At 66.0% G+C, this 16,799-nt stretch carries 14 protein-coding genes; 9 read left to right on the top strand and 5 right to left on the bottom strand.

Translation table 11 applies throughout. From position 1 onward, the window contains the following. Nucleotides 1-77 precede the first annotated feature (77 nt). The 5 genes from ACP7A3_RS15265 (at nt 78) to ACP7A3_RS15245 (ending at nt 4,996) form a co-directional block, all read left to right on the top strand. Entirely contained in the window at nt 78-992 is a 915-nt protein-coding gene (locus ACP7A3_RS15265; RefSeq protein WP_426257158.1) for a putative glycoside hydrolase, read from the top strand. 107 nt (nt 993-1,099) lie between these two features. Then, nucleotides 1,100-1,966 (top strand): cytochrome ubiquinol oxidase subunit II, encoded by an 867-nt coding sequence (locus ACP7A3_RS15260; RefSeq protein ID WP_426256302.1) that lies wholly within the window; start codon nt 1,100-1,102, stop codon nt 1,964-1,966. Further along, entirely contained in the window at nt 1,963-4,062 is a 2,100-nt protein-coding gene (locus ACP7A3_RS15255) for a cbb3-type cytochrome c oxidase subunit I (RefSeq protein ID WP_426256303.1), read from the top strand. Before ACP7A3_RS15260 ends, ACP7A3_RS15255 begins: the two co-directional genes overlap by 4 nt. Next, a complete protein-coding gene (locus tag ACP7A3_RS15250) occupies nt 4,059-4,685 on the top strand; it encodes a cytochrome c oxidase subunit 3 (RefSeq protein WP_426256304.1) in 627 nt (208 codons plus the stop codon). The genes ACP7A3_RS15255 and ACP7A3_RS15250 overlap by 4 nt, the downstream gene beginning before the upstream one ends. Next, nucleotides 4,682-4,996 (top strand): cytochrome o ubiquinol oxidase subunit IV, encoded by a 315-nt coding sequence (locus ACP7A3_RS15245; protein WP_147036381.1) that lies wholly within the window; start codon nt 4,682-4,684, stop codon nt 4,994-4,996. Before ACP7A3_RS15250 ends, ACP7A3_RS15245 begins: the two co-directional genes overlap by 4 nt. Nucleotides 4,997-5,179: 183 nt before the next feature. On the opposite strand, the gene rpoD is transcribed toward ACP7A3_RS15245, so the two are convergent. From rpoD to ACP7A3_RS15230, 3 genes are all read right to left on the bottom strand, one after another. Beyond that, on the bottom strand, nt 5,180-7,216 hold the full coding sequence (gene rpoD, locus ACP7A3_RS15240) for an RNA polymerase sigma factor RpoD (protein ID WP_426256305.1): 2,037 nt from the start codon (nt 7,214-7,216) through the stop codon (nt 5,180-5,182). After that, nucleotides 7,216-9,096, bottom strand: a complete 1,881-nt coding sequence (gene dnaG, locus ACP7A3_RS15235; protein WP_426256306.1) for a DNA primase — start codon at nt 9,094-9,096, stop codon at nt 7,216-7,218. Before dnaG ends, rpoD begins: the two co-directional genes overlap by 1 nt. Nucleotides 9,097-9,449: 353 nt before the next feature. Next, entirely contained in the window at nt 9,450-9,902 is a 453-nt protein-coding gene (locus tag ACP7A3_RS15230) for a GatB/YqeY domain-containing protein (RefSeq protein ID WP_426256307.1), read from the bottom strand. A 142-nt stretch (nt 9,903-10,044) separates the two neighbouring features. On the opposite strand from ACP7A3_RS15230, the gene carA reads away from it, so the two are divergent. The 4 genes from carA (at nt 10,045) to greA (ending at nt 15,462) form a co-directional block, all read left to right on the top strand. Beyond that, nucleotides 10,045-11,229 (top strand): glutamine-hydrolyzing carbamoyl-phosphate synthase small subunit, encoded by a 1,185-nt coding sequence (carA, locus tag ACP7A3_RS15225; protein WP_426256308.1) that lies wholly within the window; start codon nt 10,045-10,047, stop codon nt 11,227-11,229. Then, a complete protein-coding gene (locus ACP7A3_RS15220) occupies nt 11,226-11,582 on the top strand; it encodes a hypothetical protein (RefSeq protein WP_426256309.1) in 357 nt (118 codons plus the stop codon). The genes carA and ACP7A3_RS15220 overlap by 4 nt, the downstream gene beginning before the upstream one ends. Next, entirely contained in the window at nt 11,582-14,905 is a 3,324-nt protein-coding gene (gene carB / locus ACP7A3_RS15215; RefSeq protein ID WP_426256310.1) for a carbamoyl-phosphate synthase large subunit, read from the top strand. Before ACP7A3_RS15220 ends, carB begins: the two co-directional genes overlap by 1 nt. Nucleotides 14,906-14,985: 80 nt before the next feature. Further along, the gene (gene greA / locus ACP7A3_RS15210; RefSeq protein ID WP_017978083.1) at nt 14,986-15,462 is read left to right on the top strand and encodes a transcription elongation factor GreA; all 477 of its coding nucleotides are present in this window, start codon (nt 14,986-14,988) and stop codon (nt 15,460-15,462) included. 483 nt (nt 15,463-15,945) lie between these two features. On the opposite strand, the gene ACP7A3_RS15205 is transcribed toward greA, so the two are convergent. Together ACP7A3_RS15205 and ACP7A3_RS15200 are read right to left on the bottom strand one after the other, a co-directional pair. Beyond that, on the bottom strand, nt 15,946-16,176 hold the full coding sequence (locus tag ACP7A3_RS15205; protein WP_017978084.1) for a DUF4170 domain-containing protein: 231 nt from the start codon (nt 16,174-16,176) through the stop codon (nt 15,946-15,948). Between the two features lie 194 nt (nt 16,177-16,370). Continuing rightward, the gene (locus ACP7A3_RS15200) at nt 16,371-16,796 is read right to left on the bottom strand and encodes a hypothetical protein (protein ID WP_426256311.1); all 426 of its coding nucleotides are present in this window, start codon (nt 16,794-16,796) and stop codon (nt 16,371-16,373) included. Nucleotides 16,797-16,799: the final 3 nt, after the last annotated feature.

Below are 16,799 nucleotides of genomic sequence, written 5' to 3'. Positions count from 1 at the left end.
GCGGCGACCCGGACGCTGGTGTCACGCGCCGGCACCAGGCTGGGCATCGAACCCGAGAGCCTCGCGGCTGACAAAGCATATGGCAGCGGCCCGTTGCTCGGCTGGCTAATCGACCGGAATATAGCCCCGAAGACAAGAGCGACCTTGCGCTGCTGAAGAGGCTGAAGGCGGCCGGTATCCCGGTCGTCGCGGTGTTCCTGTCGGGGCGGCCGCTGTGGGTGAACCCGGAGTTGAACGCGGCCGATGCTTTCGTCGCGGCTTTCCTGCCCGGCACGGAGGGCGGCGGCGTCGCCGACGTGCTGATTGCAGGGCGCGACGGCAAGCCGCGCAACGACTTTCACGGTACGCTCAGCTTTTCGTGGCCCAAGCGGCTCGATCAATATGTGCTCAACCGGCGCGATCCGAACTACGACCCGCTGTTCCCGTTCGGCTACGGCTTGACCTATGCGAAGGGCTCGACGGTGCCGCAGCTGAGCGAGGCAAGGCCCGCGGGCGGTGCGGCCGATCAGAATGCCTTGTTCGTGCGCGGGCGCATCGTCCCCGGCGCGCGGCTGGAGACGCAGGGGCCGGTGCAACTGAGCCGGGTCGATCGCACGTCGCAGGAGGATAGTCTGCGCCTCACCTTCGCCGGCACGGGTGCGGCCAGCGCCTATCTAGATGAGGCGACGCCGATCGACCTGACGCGCGAGACGAACGGCGATCTCAGCCTGATCGTCGACTATCGTGTGACGCAGGCGCCCTCAGCCGAGGTGACGCTGGGGGTGCTGGGTAAGGCGGCCGGCACCGTGCCGATCACCGGTGCCCTGAAAGGCGAAGTCAGCGAATGGCGGCAGATCGCCGTGCCGCTGCGCTGCTTTGCGCAGAGCGGGGCGACGATGGGGGCGGTGCAGCGTCCCTGGGTGATCGCGACCACCGGGCGGCTCGGCATGGATGTCTCGGGCATCCGCATCGCCAGCGCGCCGCCGGGACCGGTGAGCTGCGGCACGCGCTGAACCAAGTCAGCCGGTCCTCGCGTTGATCGCGCGGGAACCGGCCTGCCGGGCATTCGTCTGACGACATGGGATGCCGGCGATGGGGACCGGATCGAGAAGGGGACGACGTGCGCGCAAAGGGTCTCGTGCGGCTGATGGTCGGCGGCGCGCTGGTGCTGGCGTCGAGTGGCTGTGCCGCGCTGTCGCACGGGTTCGTCAACGCCGCCGGCCCGGTCGCGGCGGATCAGCGTCACTTGTTCGTCGTGCTCGCCTGTGTGCTCGTCTTCGTCGCCGGCCCGGTGCTGCTGCTCGTGCCGCTGTTCGCCTGGCACTACCGGCTGTCGAACACCCGACATGCCTATCGCCCGAACTGGTCCTTCTCCTGGCCGGTCGAGGCGCTGATCTGGATCCCGCCGACAGCGATCGTCATCGGCCTTGCGGTGCTGCTGTGGCACCATACGATCCGCGACGACCCCTATAGGCCGCTCCCCGGCGGGCCGCCGGTCGAGGTACAGGCGATCGCACTCGATTGGAAATGGGTGTTTATCTATCCGGGACAGGGCGTCGCTTCGGTCGATCGCCTGACCATTCCCGTCGGGCGTCCGGTGCGTATCCGGCTGACCAGCGGTACGGTGATGCAATCGCTGATGATCCCGCAGCTTGCCGGGCAGGTCTATGCGATGGCGGGTATGACGACGCAGCTTCACATCATGGCGTCGCGCCCCGGCACCTTTCGCGGCGCCAACACGCAATACAATGGCGACGGCTTTGCACATCAGGGCTTCGACGTGGTGGCGCTTCCGGCCGGCGCGTACGATCGCTGGCTGACGCAGGCGCGAGGAGCCAACCGCCCACTCGATGCGGCGACGTGGCGGCGGCTTTCGGCGCGCTCGGTCATCGCGCAACCGGTCGTCTTTTCCCGTGTGACGCCGAAGCTCTTCGACCGGGTCATCGCCCAGGCGGGCGATCACGGCCATAGGAAGGATCATCGATGATCGCCGCGTCCCCCGTCTTCCCGGCGCTGCTGGGGCGGTTCGCCTGGACCGATCTGCCCTTCGTACGGGCTTGGCAGGATCCGAATGCGAGCGAGATCGTCGGTGCCGCGGCCGGCGGGCTGGTGGTGATCGGCGCCATCGCGGTCGTGGTGTTGCTGACCCGCTATCGGCTGTGGGGCCGGCTGTGGACGGAATGGCTGACCAGCCTCGACCACAAGAAGATCGGCATCATGTACATCGTCACGGCCTTCGTGATGCTCGCCCGCGCGCTGGTCGAGGCGGTGCTGATGCGCGTGCAGCAGGCGGTGGCGATCGGCGATCCGGGCTTCCTGTCGGCCGATCATTTCGGCCAGCTATTCTCGACGCACGGGTCGATCATGATCTTCTTCATGGCGATGCCGTTCCTCACCGGCCTGATCAATTACGTCATGCCGCTGCAGATCGGCGCGCGCGACATGGCCTTCCCATGGGCCAATTCGATCGCGCTGTGGCTGACGATCGGGGCGGCGGGGCTGATGATGGCGAGCCTCGTCGTCGGACAGTTTTCGACCGGCGGGTGGAGCGGCTATCCGCCCTATACCGAGCGCGCATTCAGCCCCGGCGTCGGCGTCGATTACTGGATCTGGGCGGTGACGCTGTCGTCGATCAGCTCGACGATGGCGGGGATCAACATCGCCTGCACGCTCTACAAGCTGCGCTGTCCGGGCATGACCACGATGCGCATGCCGATGTTCTGCTGGACGTCACTCTGCACCGCGATCCTGATGATCTTCGCGCTGCCGCCGCTGACCGTCGCGACGGGCCTGCTCGCGCTCGACCGATATCTGGGCTTCCACATGTTCACCAACGACCTCGGTGGGAACATGATGAACTATGCCAACCTCTTCTGGCTGTTTGGCCACCCGGAGGTCTACATCCTGATCCTGCCCGCGTTCGGCGTCTATTCGGAGGTGGTGTCGACCTTCTCGGGCAAGGACCTGTACGGGTATACCTCGCTGGTCATCGCGACGATGGCGATCGCGGTGTTGAGCTTCACCGTCTGGGTCCACCACTTCTTCACCATGGGGCAATCGGCTGAGATCAACGCGGTGTTCGGCATCGCGACGATGACGATCGGCGTGCCGACGGGGGTGAAGATCTACGACTGGATCTGGACGATGTTTCGGGGTGAGGTGCGGTTCAGCGTGCCGATGCTGTATGCCATCGCCTTCATGATGACGTTCGTGCTGGGCGGCCTGACCGGGATCGTGCTGGCGATGCCGCCGCTCGATTACCTCGTCCACAACACGTTGTTCCTCGTCGCGCACTTTCACAACATGCTGATCCCCGGGCTGCTGTACGGGATGCTCGCCGGTTACACCTATTGGTTCCCCAAGGCGTTTGGGTTCCGCCTCGACGAACGTTGGGGGCGGGTTGCGGTGGCGTGCTGGGTGGTGGGCTTCTACCTCGCGTTCATGCCGCTGTACGTGCTCGGCGCGAGCGGGATGGCGCGGCGGACGAGCGCGATCTTCGAACCCGATTTCCGGCCGTGGCTGTATGTCGCATGCGTCGGCGCATTCGTTCTGCTCGCCGCGCTCGTCTCGCTGGGGGTGCAATTGTGGGTGAGCATCCGCGATCGGGAGCGGCGCCGGGTGCCGGCTGGCGATCCGTGGGACGGGCGCAGCCTGGAATGGGCGATCCCGTCTCCACCGCCGGCGTATAACTTCGCCGTGCTGCCGCCGGTTGATCGGCGCGACTGGTTCTACGACCGCAAGCACGATGCGGCGAAGCCCGATCCGTACCGGCGGCCCGCAGGCTATGCGGCGATCGACATGCCGCGCAACGCCATGAGTGGTATGGCGATCGGCCTGTCCGCGGCGATGGCGGCGTTCGGGCTGGTGTGGGGCATGTGGTGGCTCGCGGTCGTTGGCGTCGAACTGGTCGTCGCGGCGGTGGTGGTACGCAGCTTCGGGCGGGGGCAGCACCGGACGATCCCGGCGCGGCAGGTGGCGGCGGAGCATGACGCCTGGCTCGCGCTGGTCCATGCGACGTTGCCGACGCCGCGGCAGACGGAGATGAGCGACGCCAATCGTGGTCGGGCGGAGATCAAGGCATGAGCGATCCCGAACTGGCGCATGTCGGCCTGCCGCTCGGCAAGAGCGAGGGGTTGGACACGGAGCGGGCGGAGACGGCGATCTTCGGATTTTGGCTGTTCCTGATGAGCGACGCCGTGCTCTTCGCGTTACTGTTCGCGACCTATGGCACGATGGTCGCCAGTACCGTCGGCGGGCCGACGCCGGCGTCCGAGTTCAAGCTGCTGCCGACCTTCGTTGAAACGCTGTTGCTGCTGACCAGCAGCGCGACCTTCGGCCGGGTGAGTGTCGCCATGACCTGGCGCGAGCCGCGGCGCGTGCTGATCGGCTGGCTGGTCGCGACATTGGGGCTGGGGCTGAGCTTCCTGGCGCTGGAGGCGAACGACTTTGCGACGATGTTTGCCCATGGCGCCTTTCCGACCCGGAGCGGCTTCCTGTCGTCCTTCTTCGCCCTCGTCGGACTGCACGGGCTGCATGTCGCGCTGGGCAGCTTCTGGCTGGTGGTGATGATTGGGCAGATATTGGCTTACGGTTGCGATGCCAGGGTGCGGGTCAATCTGCTGCGGCTGGGGCTGTTCTGGCACCTGATCGACATCGTCTGGATCGCGATCTTCAGTCTCGTCTATCTGCCGGGGGCGATCCGATGAGCAATCCGGCCAAGGAGCGGGCGGCGGCGCTACGGACCTATGCGGTCGGCTATGTGGGGTCGCTGGCGCTGACCGCCGCCGCATTCGTCGCGGTGCGCTGGCCGAGCTTTGCCAGCCGGACGACGTTCGGGATCGTGCTGGCGCTGGGGTTCGTGCAGATGGTGGTGCAGTTCCGCTGCTTCCTCCACATCGGGCTGAAGCGGTCGTCGCGGCACGACCTGCAGTTGATCCTGTTCACCGCGCTGATCATCGCGCTGATGGCCAGCGGGACGCTGGTGATCCTGTTCAACCTGAGGGGGCGGATGGGGTAGGGGCCGCCCCGCGCCCCGACCAACACACTCCCGTTCGTACTGAGCCTGTCGAAGTACGAGGTTCCATAAGCGGGTACGGTGCTTGTGGAGACCCGCCCTTCGACAGGCTCAGGGCGAACGGGGGAGGGGTTACCCGCCTCCTCAATAGCGCGGAGGTAGGGTTTATCTCCTACCTCACTATCCTTACTGATCCAGGAACGAGCGCATCTTGCGGCTGCGGCTGGGGTGCTTGAGCTTGCGCAGCGCCTTGGCCTCGATCTGGCGGATACGTTCGCGCGTCACCGAGAACTGCTGGCCGACCTCTTCCAGCGTGTGGTCGGTGTTCATGCCGATGCCGAAGCGCATGCGCAGCACGCGTTCTTCGCGCGGGGTGAGCGAGGCGAGGACGCGGGTGACCGTTTCCTTGAGGTTCGCCTGGATCGCGGCATCGACCGGGATGACGGCGTTCTTGTCCTCGATGAAGTCGCCCAAATGGCTGTCTTCCTCGTCGCCGATCGGCGTTTCGAGGGAGATCGGCTCCTTGGCGATCTTCATCACCTTGCGCACCTTTTCGAGCGGCATGCTCAGGCGCTCCGCCATTTCCTCGGGCGTGGGCTCGCGGCCCTGCTCGTGGAGGAACTGGCGGCTGGTGCGGACCAGCTTGTTGATCGTCTCGATCATATGGACCGGGATGCGGATCGTGCGAGCCTGATCGGCGATCGAGCGCGTGATCGCCTGACGGATCCACCAGGTCGCATAGGTCGAGAATTTGTAGCCGCGGCGATATTCGAACTTATCGACCGCCTTCATCAGGCCGATATTGCCCTCCTGGATCAGGTCCAGGAACTGAAGGCCGCGGTTCGTATACTTCTTGGCGATCGAGATCACGAGGCGCAGGTTCGCCTCGACCATCTCCTTCTTGGCGATGCGCGCCTCACGCTCCGCCTTCTGCACCATGTTGACGATGCGGCGGAATTCGCCGAGCGCCATGCCGGTCTGCTGCGAAATCTCGCTGATTTCACCGCGGATGCGATCGACCGCCGCCTCTTCGTTGGCCGCGAAATTGCCCCACTTCTTGTCGAGCTTTGCGACCGATTGCAGCCACGTGTCGTCGGTCTCGTGACCGACATAGCGGTCGAGGAAGTCCTTGCGGCTGACCTTGTGGCGTTCCGCCAAGCGCAGCATCTGGCCGCCCAGCGCGGTGAGGCGCCGGTTGAAGGCATAGAGCTGGTCGACGAGATATTCGATCTTGGCGTTGTGGAACTGGACGCTCTCGACCTCGGCGGTCAGCTCTTCGCGCAGCTTCTGATACTTGCGCTCGTCCGCTGCCGACAGCTCGCCACCCGCCTGCATCGCATCGAGGCGCGCCTGCTGGATCTTGCTGAACTTCTTGTACAGCGCGGTGATGTTGGCGAACCGCTCGAGCGCCTGCGGCTTGAGCGTCTCTTCCATCTGCGCGAGGCTGAGGGTGTTGTCCTCCTCCTCGTCGTCGCTCGGACGCGGCGGGCGCGGGCCGCCATCCTCGTCCTCGTCGTCCGCGGACGCTTCCTCGGGCTCGGCCTCTTCCTTGAAGCTGGCGCCGGCGGTCTTTTCACTGATCTCGCCGGTGTCGTCGTCCTCAGCACCCTCGACCTGCTCGGCCGACGGACCCTTCGACAGCATCGCGTCGAGATCGAGGATCTCGCGCAGCTGCATCGTGCCTTCGTTGAGCTGCGTCGACCAGTCGATGATGGCGTTGAAGGTGATCGGCGATTCGCACAGGCCCAGGATCATCGTGTCCCGGCCGGCCTCGATCCGCTTGGCGATGGCGATTTCGCCTTCGCGGCTGAGCAGTTCGACCGCGCCCATTTCGCGCAGGTACATGCGGACCGGATCGTCGGTCCGGTCGACGGTTTCCTTCTTCTTGGTTTCGAGCGCAGGCGCGGCGGTGCCATCGCCGTCGACCTCGGTGACCTCGGCCTCGTCCTCTTCGGACGCTTCCTTTTCGTCACCGTCCTCGCCGGCTTCCTCATTCTCGACGATATTGACGCCCATCTCGTTGAGGGCCGCCATGATATCTTCGAGCTGGTCGGAGGACATCTGGTCCTGCGGCAGCGCCTCGTTCAGCTGGTCGTAGGTGATGTAGCCGCGCTTCTTGGCGCGCGCGATCAGCTTTTTGATGTCGGCATCATTCAGGTCGATCAGCGGTGCATCGGCCCCATCGCTACCGTCGTCACCACCGTTACCGTTAAGCTTCGCCATCAATTGTCCTCGGAACCAAACGCTCGGGCGTCTTCGTTCGCTTGCACGAGATTTGCAAGTCGAAGCTCCAACGCCTGTTTCTCTTTCACCAATGCCACTTGCCGTTCGAACGCCGCATCGGTGAAATGCGCCTGCATCGAGACGGTCGCCTCGTGCAGGGCCAGGTCGACTTCGGGGCGGGCCACCAGAATGGCGATCGCCTCGTCAAGATCGGCCCGGGCGCGGCTGACGTCGCCGCCGCTTTGCGTGAACGAATAGGGCATCGTGTCGGCCCTCAACAGATCGCTGGCGATCGTATCGAACCCACTCCGCGCCAATATGGTGCGCAGACGCGCGCTATCAAGCGCCTGATCCTCGAGCGCGACATCGACGACCGCTTCGAACAAGCGGCCGAGCGCGCCATCGACCAGCTTGAGGCTGCCGAGAACCTCCATATGCCGGGCGATCTCCACCGGATGGCGGATCAGGCCGGCGAGTACCGCCTTGGCCAGCACGCGATCGATGCCGGCGGCGTGGAAGGCCTTCACATCCTCGGTCGGCGGGGCGATCGGCTGTTTCCACTGGCCGTCCGGTCCACGCTTGCCCTGGGGGCGCGGTGCGTTGGGGGTGAAGGCGCGGCGTTTCGGGGCGAAATGCTCGTAGAAGCGATTGCGGAAGTCGCTCTCATATTCCTTGCGGACCGACACGTCGGCGATCGTCGCGGCCAGATCGGCGAGCCGCTGCTTCAGGCCGGCGCGTTGTTCGGGCGTGTCGAGCGGGCCGGCGGCGACCTCGCTTTGCCACAGGCGGTCGACCAGCGGCTGGGGCTGGCCGAGTAGCGCCTCCATCGCGGCGGCGCCGCCGGCCTTCACCAGATCGTCGGGGTCCTGCCCCTGGGGCAGCGTGACGAAGGACAGGCTGCGGCCGGGCGCGAGCATGGGCAGGGCGCGGTTCGCGGCGCGGAGGGCGGCCTTCTGCCCGGCACTGTCGCCGTCGAAGCAGAGGATCGGCAGGTCGACCATCCGCCACAGCCGTTCGAGCTGCGCTTCGGTCAGCGCGGTGCCGAGCGGTGCGACGGCTTCGTGGATGCCCGCCTGGCTGAGGGCGATGACGTCCATATAGCCCTCGACCACCAGCACGCGGTTCGCCTTGCGCGCGGCGGGGGCGGCGCGGTCGAGGTTGTAGAGCGTGCGGCCCTTGTCGAAGAGCGGCGTGTCGGGCGAGTTCAGGTATTTGGGCTCGCCGTCGCCGATCACGCGGCCGCCGAAGGCGATCACGCGGCCGCGGGCGTCGCGGATCGGGATCATCAGCCGGCCGCGGAAGCGGTCGTACGGGTTTTTGCCCTCAACCTGGATCAGCAGGCCGCATTCGACGAGCGCGGGGTCGCCATAGTCCTTCAGCGCGGTCTTCAGCTTGCCGCGGCTGTCGGGGGAGAAGCCCATGCCGAAGGTGCGGGCGGTATCGGGGGTGATGCCGCGCTTGGCGAGGACGGCGCGGGCTTCGGCGCCGCCGATGCCGTTCAGCTGTTCGGTGAACCAGCTCGCGGCGTCGGCCATCGCGTCGTGCAGGCCCTTGGTGCGTTCGGCCTTGGCAGCGGCGCGACGGTCCTGCGCGGGCATCTCCATGCCGGCGGCCTGCGCGAGTTCCTTCACCGCATCGATGAAGGGCAGGCCGCGCTGATCGGTCATCCACCGAATCGCATCGCCATGCGCCGAGCAGCCGAAGCAGTGGTAGAAGCCCTTGTCGTCGTTGACGTAGAAGCTGGGCGTCTTTTCGTTGTGGAACGGGCAGCAGCCGCGCATCTCGCGGCCCGCCTTGGTGAGCTTGGTCGTCTTGCCGATCAGCGCCGACAGCGACGTACGGGCGCGAAGCTCGTCGAGAAACTGCGGGGACAGGCTCATGCGTGCGATTCTACTATGCCCGACGGGGGGTGTTTAGGCAATGCGCCGATGCCGGAGGCGCGCGGAAGTGGACGAAGTGGACGGTATGTAACGTTCGGAATGCGGCCCTGTGCGAGCGGGCCACGGGAATGGCCGTTCGCGCCCGGGAGCGCGGGTCGGGTGGACGATGGCAAAGAGCGAGATGCTCTATACACGGTTTGTTCCGTGTAGGACAGGGCGTTTCCTATGCTCGTCACCCCGGACTTGATCCGGGGTCCCGCTTTCAGTCGCAGAAGAAGAAGCGGGATCCCGGCTCAAGGCCGGGATGACGGAGGGAGGGCGGAGTGGGTGGGGCGGTTGTTGCGCGCCTTCGCTTACGACAGCGCGGCCTTCACCAGGCCGCTGGCCTTGCTCATGTCGAGGTTCGCGGCGTGGCGGGCCTTCAGTTCGGCCATGACGCGGCCCATGTCCTTCATCCCGGCCGCGCCCAGCTCCGCCTTGATCGCCTCGATCGCGGCGGTCGTTTCGGCGTCGCTCATCTGGGTGGGGAGGAAGCGTTCGATCACCGCGACCTCGGCCTTTTCGGCGTCGGCGAGTTCCTGGCGGCCGCCGCTTTCGTACATCTGGATCGATTCGCGGCGCTGCTTGACCATCTTTTGCAGCACCTCGACCACCACGGCATCGTCATCCGTCGGGGCGGTGCCGGTGCGCAGTTCGATGTCGCGGTTCTTGATCGCCGCCTGGATCAGGCCGATCGCGGCGCGCGCTTCCTTGTCGCCGGCCTTCATGGCGGAGACCTGGGCGGCCTTGATGTCGTCGCGAATCATGGAAGAAAGCCTCGAATACGGGAAAGCCGGGGATCCTAGCGGAAAGCGGCGGCCCCGTGAACCGGTTGACCTAGGCCAAGCTGGGGGGTAGCGGGCGCCACTTAGCGACATAGACGAAACCTTCAGGAGTGCCCGCCAAGCCATGGCCGAGCCTAAGCCCATTGCCATGCCCGCAAAGCCCGATGGGGCCACGGGCGTTCTGGTTCTTGCGAACGGCGAGGTGGCCTGGGGCCGCGGTTTCGGCGCGGAAGGCGCGGCGGTGGGCGAGGTGTGTTTCCACACCGCGATGACCGGCTATCAGGAGATCATGACCGACCCGTCGTTCGCGGGCCAGATCATCACCTTCACCTTCCCGCACATCGGCAACGTCGGCGCCAACCCCGACGATATCGAGGCGGATGCGCCGCATGCCTTGGGCATGATCGTGAGGCAGGACGTGACCGAACCGTCGAACTTCCGCGCGGTTGAGCGGCTGGACGGCTGGATGAAGCGGCATGCGCGCATCGGCCTGTCGGGGATCGACACGCGCGCGCTGACGCGGCGTATCCGCGCGGGCGGCGCGCCGAACGGTGTCGTCGCGCATTCGGCGAGCGGCGAATTCGACCTCGACGCGCTGCTGGAGATGGCGCGGGCGTGGCCGGGGCTGGAGGGCATGGACCTTGCCAAGACCGTGTCGACCGAGACGCATTATGCCTGGGGTGAGGCACGCGAGGGCGACGTGTGGCGGCTGGGCTTCGGCTATGGCGCGGCGGGTGAGGGCGAACGCCCGCATGTCGTCGCGATCGATTACGGCAGCAAGCACAACATCTTCCGCAATCTGGTGAAGGCCGGCGCGAAGGTGACGGTGCTGCCGGCGCAGGCGACGTTCGACGACGTGATGGCGCAGAACCCCGACGGCATCTTCCTGTCCAACGGCCCCGGCGATCCCGCCGCGACGGGCGACTATGCGGTGCCGGTGATCCGGCAGCTGCTCGATACGGGCAAGCCGCTGTTCGGCATCTGCCTCGGCCACCAGCTGCTCGGGTTGGCGGTGGGCGCGCGGACGACGAAGATGTTCCAGGGCCACCGCGGCGCCAACCATCCGGTCAAGCGCCTGTCCGACGGCGCGGTCGAGATCACCAGCATGAACCACGGCTTCGCGGTGGAACGGGAGTCGCTGCCCGCCAACGTGCGCGAGACGCATGTGTCGCTGTTCGACGGGAGCAACGCGGGGCTGGAGCTGACCGATCGGCCGGCGTTCAGCGTGCAGTATCATCCGGAGGCGAGCCCGGGGCCGCAGGACAGTTTGTATCTGTTCGAGAAGTTTGTCGGGTCGCTGGCGAAGTGAGTGGCTGGATATATGGCGTTTATCACCCGCTCGCTCCGGTCGGAGAAGGCGACACGCTGCAGGTAAAGGTCGGCAAGTCAAAGCATGACCCAAACAAAGATGCGTTGGATGGACGCGTTCGCAAGCTTGACTTGAGCGTCGTTGCGTTGGGCCTTGGCCCCGTTTCGCATGCTTTCGAGCCATTTCAGGTGTCCGACCACCACGAATTCGAAAAGCGTCTGAAAGCAGAGTTAAAGGCGTCAGGTGCTGCGGTGCCCAAAGTCGCGAAAAGGTATCTGACTGAAGTGTATCGGGTTTCGCGCGCGGAATTGACCCGACTCATCGAACGTTTGAAAAAAGAACTGGAAGCGTAATGCCAAAACGCACCGACATCTCCTCCATCCTCGTCATCGGCGCGGGGCCGATCGTCATCGGTCAGGCGTGCGAGTTCGATTATTCGGGCACGCAGGCGATCAAGGCGCTGAAGGAAGAGGGCTATCGCATCGTCCTGGTCAATTCGAACCCGGCGACGATCATGACCGATCCGGAGCTGGCCGACGCGACCTATGTCGAGCCGATCACGCCCGCGGTGGTCGCGAAGATCATCGAGAAGGAGCGGCCCGACGCCGTCCTGCCGACGATGGGCGGGCAGACCGCGCTCAACACCGCGCTGGCGCTGTTCCATGACGGCACGCTGGAAAAGTTCGGCGTCCAGATGATCGGCGCCGATGCCGAGGCGATCGACAAGGCCGAGGACCGCCAGAAGTTCAAGGTGGCGATGGACAAGATCGGGCTGGAAAGCGCCCGGTCGGCGATCGCGCATACCGTCGAGGAGGCGCTGGCGGGCCTGGAGATCACGGGGCTGCCGGCGATCATCCGCCCGAGCTTCACGATGGGCGGGTCGGGCGGCGGCATCGTCTACAACCGGTCCGAATTTGTCGACATGGTCCGCAAGGGGCTGGACGCGTCGCCGACCACCGAGGTGCTGATCGAGGAATCGCTGCTCGGCTGGAAGGAATATGAGATGGAGGTCGTGCGGGATCGCAACGACAATGCCATCATCATCTGTTCGATCGAGAACGTCGATCCGATGGGCGTCCATACGGGCGATTCCATCACCGTCGCGCCGGCACTGACGCTGACCGACAAGGAATATCAGATCATGCGCAACGCCAGCATCGCGGTGTTGCGCGAAATCGGCGTCGAGACGGGCGGATCGAACGTCCAGTTCGCGGTGAACCCCAAGGACGGCCGCCTGGTCGTCATCGAGATGAACCCGCGCGTGTCGCGATCGTCGGCGCTGGCGTCCAAGGCGACCGGCTTCCCGATCGCCAAGGTCGCGGCGAAGCTGGCGGTGGGCTATACGCTGGACGAGATCGACAACGACATCACCGGCGCGACGCCGGCGTCTTTCGAACCGACGATCGATTATGTCGTCACCAAGATTCCGCGCTTCGCCTTCGAGAAGTTCAAGGGCGCCGAGCCGGTGCTGGGCACCGCGATGAAGTCGGTCGGCGAGGTGATGGCGATCGGCCGGAACATCCAGGAATCGATGCAGAAGGCGCTGCGCGGGCTGGAGACGGGCCTGTCGGGCTTCAATGCGGTCGATCATCTGGTCGGCGCGCCGCGCGCGGAGATCGAGGCGGCGCTCGCCAACCCGACGCCGGACCGGCTGCTGGTCGCCGCGCAAGCGCTGCGCGAAGGCTTCACCGTTGCCGAGGTGCATGCGATCGCCAAGTTCGATCCGTGGTTCCTCGAACGCATCGCCGAGATTGTCGCAGCGGAAGAGGAAGTGTGCCGCAACGGCCTGCCGATCGAGGCGGCGGGCATGCGCCGCCTGAAGGCGATGGGCTTCAGCGACAAGCGGCTCGCCTATCTGGCGCTCAAGTCCGCCAATCTGCGCGGCATGGAGCGCGGCATCGCGCGCGGATCGGGCCTGATCCACGAGGCGGTCGTCGCGATGACCGGCGGCGTGACCGAGGACGAGGTGCGCGCGTTGCGTCACCGGCTGGGCGTACGCCCCGTCTTCAAGCGGATCGACACCTGCGCCGCGGAGTTCGACGCCAAGACGCCCTATATGTATTCGACCTATGAGGCGCCGTCGTTCGGCGAGCCCGAGGACGAGAGCATGCCGTCCGACCGCCGCAAGGTGGTAATTCTGGGCGGTGGCCCGAACCGGATCGGGCAGGGGATCGAGTTCGACTATTGCTGCTGCCACGCCTGCTTCGCGCTGGCGGACGCGGGCTATGAAACGATCATGGTCAACTGCAACCCGGAGACGGTGTCGACCGACTATGACACGTCGGACCGCCTGTATTTCGAGCCGCTGACCGCCGAGGACGTGCTGGAAATCCTGCATGTCGAACAGTCGAAGGGCGAGCTGGCCGGCGTGATCGTGCAGTTCGGCGGGCAGACGCCGCTGAACCTCGCCCGCGCGCTGGAGAAGGCGGGGATTCCGATCCTGGGCACCAGCCCTGACGCGATCGACCTGGCCGAGGACCGCGAGCGCTTCGCGGCGCTGGTCAGCAAGCTGCGCCTGAAGCAGCCGGCGAACGGCCTCGCGCGCAGCCGGGACGAGGCGGTCGCCGCGGCGGAGCGGATCGGCTATCCGGTGCTGATGCGCCCCAGCTATGTCCTGGGCGGCCGGGCGATGGAGATCGTCGACAGCCTGCAGCAGCTGGACGATTACATCCAGACGGCGGTGCAGGTGTCGGGCGACAGCCCGGTGCTGATCGACCAATATCTGCGTGACGCGATCGAGGTGGACGTCGATGCGGTGTGCGACGGCGACGAAGTGGTCGTCGCGGGCCTGTTGCAGCATATCGAGGAAGCCGGCGTCCATTCGGGCGATAGCGCCTGTTCGATCCCGCCCTATTCGTTGTCCGCCGAGACGATCGCCGAGATCGAGCGGCAGACGGTGGCGCTGGCGCATGCGCTGGGCGTCAAGGGGCTGATGAACATCCAGTTCGCGGTGAAGGATGGCGAGGTCTATCTGATCGAGGTGAACCCGCGCGCCAGCCGCACGGTGCCCTTCGTCGCCAAGGCGATCGGTGCGCCCATCGCCAAGATCGCCAGCCGCGTGATGGCGGGCGAGAAGCTCGCCGACATGCCGCCGATTGATCGCCACATCGATTATTATGCGGTCAAGGAAGCCGTCTTCCCGTTCAACCGCTTCCCCGGCATCGACCCCGTCCTGTCGCCGGAAATGAAGAGCACGGGCGAAGTGATGGGTATCGACCCCGACTTCACCACCGCCTTCATGAAGTCGCAGCTGGGTGCGGGCACCGTGCTGCCGACCGGCGGCACCGCCTTCGTCAGCGTGAAGGACGGCGACAAGCCGCATATCGTGCCGGCGGTGAAATCGCTGCTGGCGCGCGGGTTCAAGGTGCTGGCGACCGGCGGGACGGCCGATTACCTGGAAACCGCGGGGTTGGCGGTCGAGAAGGTCAACAAGGTCGCGCAGGGGCGGCCGCATATCCTGGACCGGATCATGGACGGCGAGGTGACGCTGATCTTCAACACCACCGAGGGCTGGCAGAGCCTGAAGGATTCCAAGCCGATCCGGCAGGCGGCGCTGGCGCAGAAGATCCCGTATTTCACCACGGCCCCCGCCAGCGTGCAGGCCGCCGCGGCAATCGGCGTCGCCTCCCTTGAAGTCCGCCCCCTGCAATCCTACTATTCGCAGTCGCACAACTGATCCCGACATAATGACGTGATGTGCGGGGGCGGGCCGGAAAACGGCCCGCCCGCGGGGATGAAGCAATTGGGGATTGACACATGGCGACCGTCGAAAAGATGCCGATGCTCCAGGAGGGCTATGAGAAGCTCACCGCGGATCTGAAGCGTCTGAAAGCCGAACGCCCCCTGATCGTCGACGCGATCGAGGAAGCCCGCGCGCACGGCGACCTGTCGGAAAACGCCGAATATCACGCTGCCAAGGAGCAGCAGGGCCAGAACGAAGCGACGATCGCCGATATCGAAAGCAAGCTGTCGCGCGCGCAGATCATCGATCCGCGTGAGCTGTCGGGCGACAAGGTGGTGTTCGGCGCGACCGTGACGCTGCTCGACGACGACGACAAGCCGGTGAAGTACCAGATCGTCGGCGAGACCGAGGCGAACGCCAAGACCGGCCGGATTTCGTACAATTCGCCGCTGGGCCGTGCGCTGATCGGCCGCAAGGTGGACGACGAGGTAGAGGTGTCGGTGCCGGCCGGCGACCGCTATTATGTGGTGTCGAAGGTCGAGTTTATCTGAGGGGTTGCGGGGGTGGCGGTGTTCTCCGCCACTCCGTCATCCCGGCGCAAGCCGGGATCCATGGACACGGCGCCATTCGCGTTGGTGGGACACAGCAGCCTCGTTGCCTCCATGGATCCCGGCGTTCGCCGGGATGACGAGGGGGGGTGGTCTCGCCTTTAGCCGAAGCGCTGCTCGGCTTTTACGTCGCGGCTAGGTGTCTAACCCACGGCCGTCATCTGCTGTTGATCGCACGACGCGCCCCTACCCACACCGTCATTCCCGCGGAGGCGGGAATCCATATGCCGTGCGGTTTCGGCTCCATCGCTGTCGTTAGCGTGTCTGGATTCCCGCCTTCGCGGGAATGACGGGGGTGGGGAAGGCGGGGCGGCATAACCCGCCGTGGGTGGCGCGGACACTGTGGCGTTCCGCACGTCTTAATCATGGTCTCAGCGGCCCCGGACCCGGTCCGGGGCGCAGTGGGGGCGAAGCGCCCCCGTCTGCTTATGCTTCGGGCGTGGTGACCAGATCGGGTTCGAGCAGGCGGTGGAGGTGAACGACGACGAACTTCATCTCGGCGTCGTCGACGGTGCGCTGGGCGTTGGCGCGCCAGGCCTTTTCGGCGCTCGCATAGTCGGGGAAGATGCCGACGACGTCGAGCTTCGACGGATCGGCCCAGTCGAGCGTGCGGGGATCGGTGACGCGGCCGCCGAAGACGAGGTGGAGCTTGCTCATGCGCTGAGATTCCTGGGGTGATGATTTTACCCCGCCGTCCCTAGCGTGTTGCGGCGCAATATTGAACCCCGGATGGCCGGGGTAGGGCGGGCCATCGGGGCACCGTTTCGTCATTGGGAGCGAAGCGCAGCAATCCAGGGCGTCGTGGTCCGGCTCTGGATGGCTTCGCTCCGCTCGCAATGACGGGATTGGACTTAATCCTTGGCGCGGGCCGACTGCGCCGCGGCGGAACCGGCCGTGGTCGCGGCCTTGGCGATGCCTTGGAACAGCGACTTCACCTGATCCTTGGCGGCGTCCTTCGACAGGCCGGCGTTCTGAAGTTCGGTGGTGCCGGCTTCGCGGGCGGCGGCGACGGCGCTGCGGGCGCGCTCGCCGAGCGAACGGCCAAGCGGGGCGAGCAGCTGCTTTTCCTTCGCCGAGCGCGGGATCAGCGCACCAGCGAGCGCGCCGATCGCGATGCCGCCGGCGACGATCGCGAGCGGATTGGCCTCGATCGCGTCGGCGGTGCGGCGCGCGGCGTCGCTGGCAGCGTGCTTGGCATCGTCGAGGCGGTCGTGCACTTCGGCCTTGATGTCGGCGGTGGCGTCGGCGACGCGATCCTGGGTCTGGGTGTCGGTCATGGG

The organism is Sphingomonas sp. DC5200-1 (assembly GCF_049897245.1).
Classification (GTDB): Bacteria; Pseudomonadota; Alphaproteobacteria; order Sphingomonadales; family Sphingomonadaceae; genus Sphingomonas; species Sphingomonas aquatilis.
Note: the sequence above shows the minus strand (reverse complement) of the source record. Positions and strands in the feature narration are given on the sequence as shown.

Coding starts and splice junctions, on each gene's coding strand:
- dnaG (WP_426256306.1), bottom strand. CDS start 9,096: ATGAGCCTGTCCCCGCAGTTTCTCGACGAGCTTCGCGCCCGTACGTCG.
- rpoD (WP_426256305.1), bottom strand. CDS start 7,216: ATGGCGAAGCTTAACGGTAACGGTGGTGACGACGGTAGCGATGGGGCC.
- carA (WP_426256308.1), top strand. CDS start 10,045: ATGGCCGAGCCTAAGCCCATTGCCATGCCCGCAAAGCCCGATGGGGCC.
- carB (WP_426256310.1), top strand. CDS start 11,582: ATGCCAAAACGCACCGACATCTCCTCCATCCTCGTCATCGGCGCGGGG.
- greA (WP_017978083.1), top strand. CDS start 14,986: ATGGCGACCGTCGAAAAGATGCCGATGCTCCAGGAGGGCTATGAGAAG.
- ACP7A3_RS15250 (WP_426256304.1), top strand. CDS start 4,059: ATGAGCGATCCCGAACTGGCGCATGTCGGCCTGCCGCTCGGCAAGAGC.
- ACP7A3_RS15230 (WP_426256307.1), bottom strand. CDS start 9,902: ATGATTCGCGACGACATCAAGGCCGCCCAGGTCTCCGCCATGAAGGCC.
- ACP7A3_RS15255 (WP_426256303.1), top strand. CDS start 1,963: ATGATCGCCGCGTCCCCCGTCTTCCCGGCGCTGCTGGGGCGGTTCGCC.
- ACP7A3_RS15245 (WP_147036381.1), top strand. CDS start 4,682: ATGAGCAATCCGGCCAAGGAGCGGGCGGCGGCGCTACGGACCTATGCG.
- ACP7A3_RS15205 (WP_017978084.1), bottom strand. CDS start 16,176: ATGAGCAAGCTCCACCTCGTCTTCGGCGGCCGCGTCACCGATCCCCGC.
- ACP7A3_RS15200 (WP_426256311.1), bottom strand. CDS start 16,796: ATGACCGACACCCAGACCCAGGATCGCGTCGCCGACGCCACCGCCGAC.